The sequence below is a fragment of the Bacillus sp. AFS031507 genome (assembly GCF_002584635.1).
GTDB lineage: Bacteria > Bacillota > Bacilli > Bacillales > Cytobacillaceae > Neobacillus.
Window position 1 is genome coordinate 22542 of the sequence record NZ_NUOW01000065.1, and the last position, 14217, is coordinate 36758.

Here is a 14217-nt window from a genome sequence, read left to right on the forward strand (position 1 = left end):
AAAATCATTTAATTACAGATTTTGAAACATTTCAGGAAAGTTTAAACGAGGTTAAACGAAAGGGATATGCAGTAAGCTATGAAGAGCATACACCAGATGTTTTCGGTGTTGCAGCACCTATTTTTAACCCATATGGCAATATTACAATGGTTATTGCCTATATCGGCTTTGCTTCAAAGATTAGTGAAGATCATATTTCTTTCTGTGGAGATAAACTCAAAGAAGCATCAAGAAGGATTATGGAAGTAATTGGAGGAAGGGAACCCTTATATAAAAAAATTTAAAACCTTAATACACTGTACACAATCTGGATCACCAGTATCTGTAGTTCGAAATTAACGTATGTACAGTTCCTTTCCTCACCTTTATCTACATATTGTCTAACACTTTAACACTAGGAAATTCCTTGATGATAACACAATTTCCAAGACATATTCTCTACTCATGTCGATTTTCTCACTTTCAATAGTTTTGCTTATTTAGGAAAGGACACTATGAACAAGTAGTCATTCTTTCCTTTTGTGTTTTTTGTTCTGAGTTGCACTAATCCCGAAATTGCACAAAACCTCCCTAAAATGGCACAAAAGCAAAAACCCCCTGGCAACCACCGTGTAATTTTATACGATTCTCTTCACCACGTTGATATTTTTACTAAGATATACCCAATTTTGCGGTGCCGGCAAACTTATTTGCCAAAAAGTCGTCCCAGCTAATTGATACATATCAATTAACCTATACTTTTCTATAAAACTCCTAATATCTTCAAACCATACCACATGCTCCACATTACCCTGCCAGTAGCGAAACCAAGGTGCCATATCCGTGATATCAAACTCGATGTTCTCAGGCAGTGATATCGCTTTATTTTGAGCAGCAAGTACCGAAAAGGCTTGGGTTGCATTCGTACCAACAACCTTGTCATACCCATATAACGCCACGGCGATTTGCAGTTTACGTGAATTAATTTGTGTCACCGAGTATTGAATCACTTGCTCCAGCCACGGAATCGGGGCAATCGGATCGGGTGGACCCCCCGGGTAGCCATAATCCATGGTCATCACCGCCACGATATCAGCCACTTTGCCAATCGACGCATAATCATAAGCACCAATGATTCGATTCGTTGGAATATCAGCTGTTTTGGCGTGAACATTTACTTGTAAAATAAGCCCGTCTAAGCTGCGCTTTAATTCTGTTAAAAATAAATTGAAATCATTTCGTCTAGCCGGTGGAATAAATTCAAAATCGATACTGACGCCACCGAACCCTCTTTGCCTGGTTAAGTTGACCAAGCTAGCTACCAAATTTCCCCTATAGGTTGGATTTTCCAGGACACGCCCTGCCAACTCCGCGCTGAAATCATTTCCGGCAAGATTTCGGACCATCAATAATGGGATGATCTTCAATTGATTACTTCTTGCAATCAGGGCTGCATCCTCGCTCACATTAAACGCATAGCCTTCCTCTGTAAACGAATAAGCGACAATCGCTAAATAGGTTAATTGGTTAGCTAAACTATTAATTGTGGCAAGGTTTGCACTTTCAGATGATGGTACTAAAAACCCTAGTGTTTCGAGAGATAGTCTTATTGGAGTGGGAACATTTATGATTTGGCCGATTACGAGCATGTTGGGATTAATCCCTGGATTTGCAGCGAGAATAATGGAAGGATCGACCCTAAATTGTTTAGCCAGCTGCCAGATGTGATCGCCTGCTTTAATTTGATAGTAGCGGAGTGGAGGCAAGATATCCGGTAGATAAAGTGCAAGACCCGGGACGATGGAACTTGCTGAAGGTAACCCATTTAGCTCTACAATCGTTTGAATTGAAACCCCATACCTCGTGGATATCGCCCACAAATTTTCACCTGCGATAACAACATGAACAGCCATTTTCTCACACTCCTTCATTACTATCATATGGGCGAAAGCTGATAAGTTATTACACATAGAAAAACAAACTTGCCGACTGACAAGTTCGTCTTCCTATACCTATAGTCGCGGGTCAATCGGATCCGATTCCAGCGCCAGGACAGCTAACACACATTCATGGTAGCGCTCCAGTGACTCTTTTCTAACAAAACGATTCACCGCTTCCACACCTAAGGCAAATTCCTTTAAGGCATTGCGTTGTTTCTTACCTGCATTTCGCTGCTTAAGACGGGAAAGATTTTCTGGTTGTAAATAATCGATACCGTAGATGATATGCAAATATTTTCTACCTCTTACTTTAATGGCCGGCTGGAGAAGCTTACCTTTATGTCGTGCCACATAAGACTCCGGTTTGACAACAAAGCCTTCATGTCCATCCTCCGTCATTTCTTCCCACCATTCGATGGCCGATTTCATGGAGTCTTCATCGTTAACAATTCGATACTCCGTTTCCATGAACAAATCCGAAAGGACGCTAAATTCTTTATTTTTCTCCATATGCCACGTGTGAGGTTTATCGAAAAAGGTTTCATTACTGTGGGCAAGTGTGTGAAAAGGAGCAATTTCAATTCCCGCTAAACCTTCCGTTTCCCAGCAATACTTTTGATACACTTCGTTAAACACTTGGGCATTGCGTATCTTTTCACTCGTTTCCTCGAGCCAACTTGAAACATCCTTACCGTTATCCAAAGCTTTTTTCAACTGCTCCTGTAATTTACTGCGATCAAGCAATGCCATCTCACCAACATGAGCATATTGATTCATAATTAATTCTTTTGCTTTTAGATTCCACGGAAGGATCTCAGCGTCCATCAGGACAAAATCAGTGTTGTATTTTTCAAAATAACCACTCAAGTCAATATTTAATTCTTGTAATATTTGTTCTTCCAGTTCTTTTTTGAAAAAGGCCCGGCCAGTCCGCGTGTATATCGAACCTAATGTTTCCGTGCCTATATAATCTTTAGCAATTTCTTTATTTTTAAAAAGCAATAAAATACCACGGCTGCCCATATGCTTTTTCTCGACAACCATCGTATCAACACCATTCGCCTGATAGTATTCAAATGCTTCGATCGGATGCTCTAAGTATCCTGCTAAACTCGATGGTTTCGGTGTCGGGCTCATGGTCGGCGGAAGATAAACAATCTCCTCAAGCGGCAGTGTGTAATGGGAAAGGTCATCCAGTGCTGATTTCGTACTATCCGCATAAATTGCAATCTCCCCATACAGTTCCGTTAATACCGAATATCCTTCTAAAAATTTTGCGATATTGGGCGGTGCAAGCCTTTTACTTTCCAATACCTTTAATGGATTGTCCGACACATTTGCATAATCTGCTTTCGCTTTGACAGAAACAAACTTCCTTTCCGGAAAACAATATGCCGTTAGGTTGCCACCAAAAACAACTCCTTGGTCAATATTGAGGGTGTTATTAACCAATAATGGATGCGTTCTAGGATCATGCCCCCAAAGAATAAGTTCGCTGGACTGATGAGCAATTGACCAATCTTTTCGGACGGGTTTGCCGTTTTCGTCGAGGCCATCCGAGTCTCCGTACCGACAGAAATCGGAAATGCGCGGCGATTGTTTGCCGATATAATGGTCCTTGATTCCTGCATGGACTGCAACAGCGACGTTGACTCCATTATTCTGGATAATGTAATGTGATTTTGCTTCTAACAACATGTCTCTTATTTGTTCCTTTAAACGATCGGCCAAATCTTTACCAAATTTACTTTCATACTCATCAAATTCAGTCTTTACATTTTCATCACCATGAGCAAGCTTTACATCCTTACCATCAAGCCAGCGGGCGATTTTCCAACCATGATTACTGTCAATCATATAGGCAAGTCCTGCTGCCACATGCTTTTGAAAAAATTGCAGCGTCTCGATCGAACGATGTCCCCTACTCATCACATCCCCAAGGGAAAGGATTTTCCGCCCTTCTGGATGGATAAAATAACCCTCTTCATTCTCGATATAACCAAGCTTTGACAAAATTTCTCTAAACTCTTCAAAGCAACCGTGAATGTCCCCAATAAAATCAATGCCATTGCCAACATCAATTAGTAATGGATTACCAAGACGGTTCACATTTAAGACCTGCAATTCTTCTTCACCGAATATGTAGAAGCGCCGAAAGCCCTCCTTTTTAATGGAGCGAAGCGTTTTCTTGAAATGTTGGTATTGCTGCTTGATACGGTTTTTACCTCTTGGAAAATCCCTCACTAAGTCACGTCTGAGTAATTCAGTTTCTGCCAAATTCAGCACGATTGCAATGGCCGGAACATGATATCTCTTTGCCATTTGCAGGTATTTTTCACGCTCATAATCACGTAAATGAGTAGCATCGATAAAGGTTAATTTATTGAGACGGCAACGTTTGGCAATGATATAATCCATCGCTTCAAAAGCTTCTTTTGAAATTTGTTGGTATTCATTAAAAAGAGCATCTGCTTCATATTTAGGTCGCCGATTCCAATCAATAAATTCAATATCGCTAACTAAAACACGAAACTGATCGGAACTTACTACTTCCGATGCATAAATCTGTTGTTCTTGAATTAATTGATTTATTAAAGTCGTTTTACCCGAATTGGACGGGCCTACAAGTAGGACGATACCCGCATGAGGCAAATTAATTTTCGCCATCATCCCTCCTCCCTTCTGAAAATGACCATTTGAGTAGGATGCCCGTATTGTTGGTTTTCTTCACCAATGCCTTGATAACTTACTTGGTATGGATAGATTTTTGTCAAAGCTTCCACTTTTTGGCGAAGCTGAGCCCTTGTCCATTCAAAGCGATGATCATGGTGTCTCATTTCCTCATTCATATCATAGACAACATTGTATTCTTGGTTTGGCGTGGTCACGATCAACACTTCTGGTCGATAGTCTTTAAAAATCGTCTCGAATACCCTTGCTATCCTGTATTCATCAATATGTTCAATCACTTCACATAAAACCATGACATCCTTGTTACTCAACCGTTCATCATAGTAAAATAACGATCCTGCTAAGGACTTGGGTTCTACAAATCCACGTTTCTCCTTTGCATAGTCGAATCGTTCCAATGCCTTTAACCGAGCTTTATTCGATGGTTCAACAGAAAGTATCTCTTGCACCCCTTTAATAAATCCCAGCTGAACAGATAACTTCCCTTCACCAGCACCAAAGTCAACAATGGTGGCTTTTTGTGGCAGGGCCTCAATATATTTAATAATCACTTCGTAACGAATGTCATTTAAACGGATTTTCGGAGGTTCATACTTCTCCTCGGTTTTTGTCTCTTTTTCATAGAATCTTGACTGTGAAATCATCTTTTGGAACCGTAACGAACGTTTTAAAATCAGCGCCTTTTGTGGATGTTCCTCTAACCATCCTTCCCCGTAGCGGTCCAACTTTTCCAATTCTCTTTCGTCAATAAAATAATGCTTATAGTTATCAATAACGGGGATTAAAATCGAAATATGTTTAAGTGCATTCTGGAGCGTTTGTTTCCCTAACAAGGTAATAAATCGGGCAGAGCTTTTTCCGCGAATAAAACTTTCCCCGTATTCCATCTTGATGGTGTAACCCATTGGAGCAAATAACGCTTCAAGTTCCCTATTGCTCAAATCAGTAACAATCGGCCCAAAGGTTAATTCCATTTCAAAGGAATGCTGGACCCATGAAGAATATTCCTCTGCTGGTTTCCCATTCAGTGCAGTCCCCAACGCTTTACGAATCGAGGAAACAAAAATACTGCTTGCCGCAAACTCGCGGTCATTTATGTAATGGGTAATATCAAAAGAATCCGGTGAGTTTTTCACAAGGTCAATTGGATCCGTTTTAACATAGATTAAAAACTGTACTTCCTCGCTTGAAAAAGTCGGGTAGACCAGACGGACAGTCAACCCTTTCTCTCCACGCTCATATAGGTTATTCGGATTTTTAGCTATAAGGTAAGAAACCGATTCAACACCAGGGCCTCTTACTGTTAATGATAGTTGCATTCTTTTTCACTTCACTTTCATGGGACGAATTATCAGAGTTTTATTTTAACATATTTACATTAATTTGGTTTTAATTGAAGAATAACCCTGTTTCTTATGGTTAGAACACCGGGTTATTCTTAATATTCATCATATCGATATCTTCTAGTCTTCGCTGCATAACAAGCCTCACAAGTCGGAAACGAATGATCCCATGGCAGCTTCTTTCCGCAGGTTTTGCATTTTTTAACAAATTTATTTATATCCGTTTTTAAGCGGTCCTGCACTTTATCGCTGACCTCTTCTCTTAGCCGCTCCCAATAGATTGCTGTCGTTCGCTCCCCTAATCGATATAAAAATAAAAGATGGAGCCCAATTGCTTTGTAACTGAGTTCTAATTCCTCCAAGCTTCGTTCCTTTACAATCGGTTCTGGGAGTTCTCTCCCATGGATAATGGCATACATTTTTTCTTCCCATTGCTTCGTTAATACTGGCTCATTTTTTGAAAAAGGCAGATGTAAAAATCCATAAAGGTCCATTAAGGATAATCGTGCTTCAATTTCAGTACCTGCTACCATTTGATATAACGACTTTTCCTCTGCAAGGGAAGCTTTTTTCGTTCCGTTTGGACTTTCAAATTTCCCCCATAATTCAAAAAATGTACCTAAGTCGTGATAATACCGTTGAAAGCGTTCAAAAACTGAATTGGTTGGTGCAATTGCAAATGTATGAACAGGCTCATCCTCCTGCAATAGCAAGTTTCTCATTTTTCTGATATCACTAGTAAAGGCCACTTTGCCAATATTGTAAATACCTTTTCGACCTGCACGTCCAGCAATTTGCTTCACTTCTTGTGATGTCAGCAGTCTTCGTCTAGTCCCATCAAACTTATCATTTTCTAAAAAAACAATCCGTCGAATAGGCAGATTTAAGCCCATTCCAATCGCATCTGTAGCAACGATGACTTTTGTTTTTCCAGAGTTGAATTGCTGAATTTGCTTTTTTCTTGTTTCTGGCGGCATGCTGCCGTAGATCATGCTGACAGTATGTCCGTCATTTTGCAGGCGTGAGGCGGTTTCAAGAACACGCCTTCGTGAAAAACAAATCAGCGCATCGCCTTTTTTAATGTGTTTAATATGAAACTCCTTCGTTTCAACCTCAAGAGGAGTATCACGGCTGTATTCATGAACTTCGATATTGGAATTACCTAAAAGCTGGAGCAGCATGGTTTTTGAATTCCTGCTTCCTATGATATGTACTTCCTCTGCATTAGCTTTCGTGATTGCCTTATACCAGGAAAAACCACGATCTTTATCGGTAATCATTTGTGCTTCATCAATTACGATTATTTCATAAAACTCTTTTTCGTGAAACATTTCCACGGTGCAGGAAATATGATTTGCACCTGGGGTGATTTTTTCCTCTTCTCCAGTTTTTAATGAACACGGCGTCCCCTCAGCGTTTAATTTATCAAATACCTCAAGTGCTAATAATCGAAGCGGCGCTAAATATAACCCGCTATAAGCATCTTTCATTCTTTCTAGTGCATGATGGGTTTTCCCTGTATTGGTTTCGCCGATGTGCAAGACATAACGGACCTGACGTTGTAACGAAGGGTCGTATTCCGTTGCAAAGATTTCCTTCATCACCCGCTCTTCTTCTGCTTTTTTCCGCTCGAGTTCTTCTTGCGCTTCTTTTTGTTTTTGCTCGCGCGCTTGGAAGTCTTTTTCAAAAATTTCTTTATGAACCATTGCATCAAAAGGAATTTCTGCCAAACGTATTAAGTCCGACAGGTATTCAGCTTGGATATCCTCAATAAAATAACCCTCGACATCATAAAGAATCTGAGCAATGCTGCCCTTTACGAAGGACGGCGACAGTTTCTCAAGAAAGGTTTCATGAAAATCATCCTTAAGTTTTTCAGAAAGCTGCTCTAATATTTTTTCCGGAATAAGCTCAGACAAATAGTCTGCAATTAAGCTTTCATAAACGAAAAAATAGGTTTGATATTCATAAAAACTCCTGCCCCAATTCAAAGTTTTATGGATATCCCCTGTCAATTCTTCAAAAAAGGTAGCAACAGTTGTATAGGCTGAGGGGTTAAAATGACCTTCATCCACTAATTTTTCTTCTAATGCAAAGGTATCAACCGATTGAAACTTTACATTATTTTGTAGGTCAGCCACTAGTTGTATGGCAACGAAGTAACGAACATATAAATAAAGCAGCTCATATTGTTCTTCCAAGATTCCAACAGCGACATCTTCAATCTCACTTCTAATCAATTGCTTCTGTTCTTCGAGCTGTTTTTGTTCTTCTCGTTTTATAAAATTAACCTTCGCCTCTTGATACTGTTTCTCCCACTCTTCTTCTTTACCTAAAAATGTTTCATGAACCCACCCCCTCGTATCAAAGACATGATAGGTTCTCATTTCATCCCTAAATAACTTATTGATTAGTTTTTTGTCGATTCCCTGTACCTCGAAGCCTTTATCAGTTAAATATTGCTTTTTTTCATTCCTTGGAACATCATTGGTGGACTTATTCAGCCAAACATTGGTCCAAATTTGCTCAACATAATGACTTCTGTCAGTGAGGTATTGTTCAAAGGTTGGTCGTGTTTCCTTCGTTTCGAAATAATGGTTCATATCTTCATACACTTTCAATTTTGTATGTTCTATCGCTTGGGGGTATATAGTGGTTAATTTATTCATGGATTTCCCTCCATTTCTATAAAATGGTTTATAATATCCATTCTATCACAAAACAAAAAACCGAACAAGCATTCGGTTTTAAAGTTGATGCTGGTTGCAATATTGATCAACCAGGTCTTCGATTTGATCCAGTTCAGGAAACTTCCCAGAAAACTGGAATTTAATCTCTTCAATAAAGTTCTCTTGATTATACACATGTATGGCCCCATTTTGTTGAATAACACTAAATTCTGGTACAAATCGATAACCGCTGCGTTCAATAGCCCCCATTGTAAGTCTCCTTTAAAATAATTTTTTTATAGTATTTGCATAATATAGGCGTCTATCCAATTACATCATTATAAAGAGGGATGGTGCATACTGCACACATCCCTCTTTTTTCCTTTATGCTGTTGTAAATACTTCTTGTTTATTTTGTTCATGACGAATGGTTGCTTGAGCTGCTGCTAAACGTGCTAGTGGTACACGGTATGGTGAACAACTGACATAGTCTAAGCCGGTTTTGTAGCAGAAATCAATCGAGCTCTTTTCGCCGCCATGCTCACCGCAAATACCTGTTTTTAATGACGGTTTTGTTCCACGGCCAAGCTTCACCCCTGTTTCAACAAGCTTACCTACGCCTTCTTGATCAAGGACAGCAAACGGATTATCCGGAAGCACTTTATTTTCAATGTAAGCTTGCAGGAACTTGCCTTCCGCATCATCACGGCTGTAACCAAATGTTGTTTGTGTTAAATCATTTGTCCCAAACGAAAAGAAATCAGCTTCCTCGGCAATTTTATCTGCAGTTAAAGCAGCACGAGGAATTTCAATCATGGTTCCAATCGTGTACTTGAAGCTTTTTCCAGTTTCCTCCTGGACGAGTAATGCCGCATCGATCACCAATTTACGCATATCCTTTAATTCATTCACATGACCGACCAAAGGAATCATGATTTCTGGTTGTACTTCGATGCCTTTGTCCGCGAGATTAGCGGCTGCATAGAAAATGGCTTTTGCTTGCATTTCATAAATTTCTGGGTAAATCATCCCAAGGCGGCAGCCACGGTGGCCAAGCATAGGATTAAACTCATCTAATTGGCGGACCTTTTTCAGCAATTGCTCTTTTTTCTTCAATTCTGGTGATTGTGGATCTAAAATCTGAAGCTTCGTTACTTCCACTAACAGTTCCTCTTTATCCGGTAAGAATTCATGTAAGGGTGGATCTAGTAAACGGATAGTGACCGGTAATCCTTGCATAGCTTCGAAGATTCCTTCAAAGTCCCCTTGCTGCATGGGCAATAACAGGTTCAAAGCTTCCATTCTCTCATTATAAGTTTCAGCTAGAATCATTTTTTGCACGGTTGGAATCCGTTTTAAATCCATAAACATATGTTCAGTACGGCATAAGCCAATTCCGCCTGCACCAAATTCAAATGCTTTTTTTGCATCTTCTGGGTTATCTGCATTGGCACGGACCCCTAATTTACGCTCTTGGTCTGCCCATGCAAGCAACATTTGGAACTCATCCGATAGTTCTGGGTCAATCATAGGAATCTCCCCAAGCATAATTTCACCCGTAGAGCCATCAATCGTTATGATATCTCCATAATTAATAACTGTATCACCAATTGTAAATTGTTTAGCTTTCATATCTATCTTTAATGCTTCACATCCGCAAATACACGCTTTCCCCATACCACGCGCGACAACTGCAGCGTGGCTTGTCATGCCGCCTCGGCTTGTCAATATTGCTTGCGATGCAACGATACCATGGATATCATCTGGAGTGGTTTCAGGACGAACAAGAATTACTTTTTTTCCATCATTATTTAATTGCTCTGCTTCATCGGCATCAAAAACAACTTGACCTGTAGCTGCACCTGGTGATGCTGGCAAGCCTTTTGCTAAAACTCTCTTCTCAAATTTGTCGTCAATCCGGCGATGCAGCAGTTGATCTAATTGTTCCGGGTCAACGCGTAGCAAGGCCGTCTTTTTATCAATGATTCCTTCTTCAACCATTTCCACGGCGATTCGAATCGCTGCCTGCGCCGTTCTTTTTCCATTACGGGTTTGCAGGATAAATAACTTACCACCTTCAACCGTAAATTCGATATCTTGCATTTCTTCGTAATGCTGTTCCAAGCGCTTGCAAGTATCAGTGAATTGCTTATATACTCCTGGCATTTCATCTTTTAAAGTAGCGATTGGCTGTGGAGTACGAATCCCTGCCACCACATCTTCCCCTTGGGCATTGATTAAGTATTCACCGTAAAGGACATGCTCACCAGTCGATGGATTTCTTGTGAATGCTACACCTGTGCCTGAATCATTCCCCATGTTGCCAAACACCATACTTTGAATATTTACAGCTGTTCCTAAATGGTCAGCAATTTTGTTAAGGCGACGGTAGACTATCGCACGCTGATTATTCCAAGAGTTAAAGACTGCATGAATCGCAAGGAATAGCTGCTCTTTTGGATCTTGCGGAAAATCCTTTCGTTTATGCTTTTTGACTATACCTTTATAGCCAATAATCACTTCTTTCCAGTCATCAGCACTCATTTCTGGGTCAGAGGAATAGCCTTTTTCCTCGCGTATTTCTTCTAATAATTGTTCAAAATAGTAGGTATCGATATCTAGTACAACATTACTAAACATTTGTATGAAACGACGGTAGGAATCATAAGCAAACCGTGGATTATTGGTTAATTCTGCTACTCCTATAACGGTTTCATCATTCATTCCAAGATTCAAGATGGTATCCATCATGCCAGGCATGGAGAAAACAGAACCAGAACGTACGGAAACGAGCAAAGGATTTTTTGGGTCGCCAAGCTTTTTGCCCATTTTTTCTTCAAGACGGGTAAGAGCCTCTAAAGTCTGGACTTCAACAAAGGTTGGAATGGTTTTGCTAGCTTCATAGAATGCATTGCAAGCCTGTGTAGTGATTGTAAAACCATACGGAACCGGAAGACCAATACGCGTCATTTCCGCTAGGTTTGCCCCTTTTCCCCCAAGTAACCCCTTCATATTGCCATTGCCTTCATGAAATAAATAAACGAATTTTTCCATTATTAGTAGCTCCTCTCTTTTTTTAAAACGTCTAAAATTAAGCCAGCTGTTTCTTCAACAGCTTTATTTGATACATCAATAACAGGACAGCCTAAGCGCTTCATTACTTTTTCAGCATGATCAAGTTCCTCAAGAATTCGCCCAAAGCTTGCATAGTTAGCCTGTGAGGCTAACCCTAAAGCCTTTAGACGTTCCTTGCGAATTTCGTTTAATTTATCTGGTGATATTATTAATCCAATACAATTCTTACGGGGTATTTCAAATAATTCATCTGGCGGCGGCACCTCTGGAACCAAAGGAACATTGGCCACTTTAAAGCGTTTATGTGCTAAGTACATAGACAAAGGGGTCTTCGATGTACGTGAGATTCCGACTAGAACAATATCCGCCTTTATGATTCCTCTCGGGTCACGTCCATCATCATACTTAACAGCAAATTCAATTGCTTCAATTTTCCTGAAGTATTCTTCGTCCAATTTTCTCATCAATCCAGGTCGATGATGCGGCTGTTTATTGAAGCTTGTTTCAAACGCATTCATCAACGGACTTAGTAAATCTACAGCAAAAATGCTCTCTTCTTTTGCACGTCGATCTAAATACTCTTTTAATGATGGAATAACGATCGTATAGGCAATAATCGTACGTCCCTTTTTTGCTAGTAAAATGATATCTTCAATATCTTCAAAGTCATCCACATAGGAATTACGGCGAATTTCTACCTGCCCGCCATTAAATTGTGTTGCCACTGCTTTTACTACAAACTCAGCAGTTTCTCCTACTGAGTCAGATACAACATACACAACTTCTTTCTGTACCAAAATGGCAGCCACTCTCCTTAGTTTGATTTGTTTTCCATGATTTCTAAATAGGCCCGCGTTATGGTGGTTTTGGTAATTCTTCCTACCAGCAAATATGTACTTTTTTGCTCCTCTATTTCCTTAACAACTGGTAAGGAGTCAATGTGATTATGGATCATCTTTTTGGCTGCTTCGAGCAAAGTCTCTTCAGGATTAATTGTAATAATATTTGGCATTCTAGTCATGATGACACTGACAGGCAATTCATTTAGATTTTGATTTCCTAGTGATGCTCTGAGCAAATCCTTACGGGAAACAACCCCGGCTAGATGTCCTTTTGTATCAACCGCATAAAGTGTGCCCACGTCCTCTAAAAAGAGCTGCACTATCGCATCATACACGGAGGTTGATTTCTCAACGACAATCGGATGGGCTTTATAATCCGTTACCTTTTGGTGGATAAACCTTTTAGCCTGTTGCTTTGCTTCAAAGCTTTCATTAAAAAAATAACCTACTCGTGGCCTTGCATCTAAGTTACCTGACATCGTTAATATGGCAAGATCGGGTCTTAGTGCAGCTCTAGTTAATGAAAGTTTCTCAGCAATGTCTTTTCCTGTAATGGGACCGTTTTGTTTAACAATCTGGAGGATTTCATCCTGACGTTTAGATAATTTAATAATTACCACCCCCTTATTCTACATTAAATATGTTATATTCAATAGATTCATTGTATATGTGTTATACTTATTTATATATAGTATATTACATTATGTTATAAACCGAAACAATAAGTTTTATATATTTTTACAAAATATTAAACTATTTTTTTAAAATAAATAAGAAACCCCGCCGTTATCGACGAGAAAGGGGGTCCAAAAAGAAAGCCATTCTTGTCTTCATAAGGTGTTGAGCTGTTCATGAAGACAAAAATGCTATACACAATACAAAATTTGTCCTCATGGTGTGTTCATTGAGCACACCATGGGTTGAAGGAACAAGCATAAACTAGCAGAGACAATAAAAAAATGTGGAAATATAAAAAAAGGCACAAAAAAATCCCAAGTATATACTTGGAATTTTTTTGTGCCTTTTTGACAGGGGCAGTAGGAATTGAACCCACACTGAAGGTTTTGGAGACCTTAGTTCTACCTTTAAACTATGCCCCTAAACATGGTGGAGGGGGACGGATTCGAACCGCCGAACCCGGAGGGAGCGGATTTACAGTCCGCCGCGTTTAGCCACTTCGCTACCCCTCCACATATAAAAAATAATAAAACTGGAGGAGGAAGAGGGATTCGAACCCCCGCGCGGTGTTACCCGCCTGTCGGTTTTCAAGACCGATCCCTTCAGCCAAACTTGGGTATTCCTCCATGGAAAAAGAAAATCATATAATAGTAATTTGGTAGCGGCGAAGGGAGTCGAACCCCCGACCTTTCGGGTATGAACCGAGCGCTCTAGCCAGCTGAGCTACACCGCCAAAAAAATTATATTATTAAGGTGGAGTCTAGGGGGATCGAACCCCTGACCTCCTGCGTGCAAAGCAGGCGCTCTCCCAGCTGAGCTAAGACCCCAAAATATTTTGCAATAAAGAATGGTCGGGAAGACAGGATTCGAACCTGCGACCCCTTGGTCCCAAACCAAGTGCTCTACCAAGCTGAGCTACTTCCCGATAATATGACGCACTGGGCGCTATATTTGATGAGTTAATTTACCTTCTATAAAACATGGTGCCGAGGACCGGAAT

General features: G+C 40.1%; 9 protein-coding genes and 6 tRNA genes. 1 reads left to right on the forward strand and 14 read right to left on the reverse strand.

Annotated features, from left to right (window positions below; translation table 11 throughout):
• Positions 1 to 11: 11 nt before the first annotated feature.
• The gene (locus tag COE25_RS32470) at positions 12 to 284 is read left to right on the forward strand and encodes an IclR family transcriptional regulator domain-containing protein (RefSeq protein WP_098935087.1); all 273 of its coding nucleotides are present in this window, start codon (positions 12 to 14) and stop codon (positions 282 to 284) included.
• A 333-nt stretch (positions 285 to 617) separates the two neighbouring features.
• Here the strand turns inward: COE25_RS32470 and COE25_RS28720 are convergent, their stop codons facing one another.
• The 14 genes from COE25_RS28720 to COE25_RS28785 all read right to left on the reverse strand — a co-directional run bounded on the left by COE25_RS28720 (position 618) and on the right by COE25_RS28785 (position 14142).
• On the reverse strand, positions 618 to 1892 hold the full coding sequence (locus COE25_RS28720; protein ID WP_098935088.1) for a LysM peptidoglycan-binding domain-containing protein: 1275 nt from the start codon (positions 1890 to 1892) through the stop codon (positions 618 to 620).
• A 99-nt stretch (positions 1893 to 1991) separates the two neighbouring features.
• On the reverse strand, positions 1992 to 4586 hold the full coding sequence (locus COE25_RS28725) for a polynucleotide kinase-phosphatase (RefSeq protein ID WP_218964350.1): 2595 nt from the start codon (positions 4584 to 4586) through the stop codon (positions 1992 to 1994).
• Positions 4586 to 5929 (reverse strand): 3' terminal RNA ribose 2'-O-methyltransferase Hen1, encoded by a 1344-nt coding sequence (locus COE25_RS28730; RefSeq protein ID WP_098935090.1) that lies wholly within the window; start codon positions 5927 to 5929, stop codon positions 4586 to 4588. Before COE25_RS28730 ends, COE25_RS28725 begins: the two co-directional genes overlap by 1 nt.
• Positions 5930 to 6048: 119 nt before the next feature.
• A complete protein-coding gene (locus COE25_RS28735; protein ID WP_088088519.1) occupies positions 6049 to 8622 on the reverse strand; it encodes a DEAD/DEAH box helicase in 2574 nt (857 codons plus the stop codon).
• A gap of 78 nt (positions 8623 to 8700) precedes the next feature.
• Positions 8701 to 8892, reverse strand: a complete 192-nt coding sequence (locus COE25_RS28740; RefSeq protein ID WP_088088520.1) for a YbxH family protein — start codon at positions 8890 to 8892, stop codon at positions 8701 to 8703.
• Positions 8893 to 9006: 114 nt separating this feature from the next.
• Entirely contained in the window at positions 9007 to 11676 is a 2670-nt protein-coding gene (gene ppdK, locus COE25_RS28745; protein WP_098935091.1) for a pyruvate, phosphate dikinase, read from the reverse strand.
• Between the two features lie 2 nt (positions 11677 to 11678).
• The gene (locus COE25_RS28750) at positions 11679 to 12494 is read right to left on the reverse strand and encodes a pyruvate, water dikinase regulatory protein (RefSeq protein WP_098935093.1); all 816 of its coding nucleotides are present in this window, start codon (positions 12492 to 12494) and stop codon (positions 11679 to 11681) included.
• A 17-nt stretch (positions 12495 to 12511) separates the two neighbouring features.
• The gene (gene ccpN / locus COE25_RS28755) at positions 12512 to 13153 is read right to left on the reverse strand and encodes a transcriptional regulator CcpN (protein ID WP_373408544.1); all 642 of its coding nucleotides are present in this window, start codon (positions 13151 to 13153) and stop codon (positions 12512 to 12514) included.
• Positions 13154 to 13568: 415 nt separating this feature from the next.
• Positions 13569 to 13639: transfer RNA gene (locus tag COE25_RS28760), tRNA-Trp, on the reverse strand.
• Between the two features lie 5 nt (positions 13640 to 13644).
• Positions 13645 to 13729 (reverse strand) — tRNA-Tyr (locus tag COE25_RS28765).
• Positions 13730 to 13750: 21 nt separating this feature from the next.
• Positions 13751 to 13843: transfer RNA gene (locus COE25_RS28770), tRNA-Ser, on the reverse strand.
• A 30-nt stretch (positions 13844 to 13873) separates the two neighbouring features.
• Positions 13874 to 13950, reverse strand: a tRNA-Met gene (locus tag COE25_RS28775).
• Positions 13951 to 13971: 21 nt separating this feature from the next.
• Positions 13972 to 14044, reverse strand: a tRNA-Ala gene (locus COE25_RS28780).
• 21 nt (positions 14045 to 14065) lie between these two features.
• Positions 14066 to 14142 (reverse strand) — tRNA-Pro (locus COE25_RS28785).
• Positions 14143 to 14217: the final 75 nt, after the last annotated feature.

Excerpts from the sequence above, each read along its gene's own strand:
- COE25_RS28720 (WP_098935088.1), bottom strand. The coding sequence starts at position 1,892 with ATGGCTGTTCATGTTGTTATCGCAGGTGAAAATTTGTGGGCGATATCC.
- COE25_RS28725 (WP_218964350.1), bottom strand. The coding sequence starts at position 4,586 with ATGGCGAAAATTAATTTGCCTCATGCGGGTATCGTCCTACTTGTAGGC.
- COE25_RS28730 (WP_098935090.1), bottom strand. The coding sequence starts at position 5,929 with ATGCAACTATCATTAACAGTAAGAGGCCCTGGTGTTGAATCGGTTTCT.
- COE25_RS28735 (WP_088088519.1), bottom strand. The coding sequence starts at position 8,622 with ATGAATAAATTAACCACTATATACCCCCAAGCGATAGAACATACAAAA.
- COE25_RS28740 (WP_088088520.1), bottom strand. The coding sequence starts at position 8,892 with ATGGGGGCTATTGAACGCAGCGGTTATCGATTTGTACCAGAATTTAGT.
- ppdK (WP_098935091.1), bottom strand. The coding sequence starts at position 11,676 with ATGGAAAAATTCGTTTATTTATTTCATGAAGGCAATGGCAATATGAAG.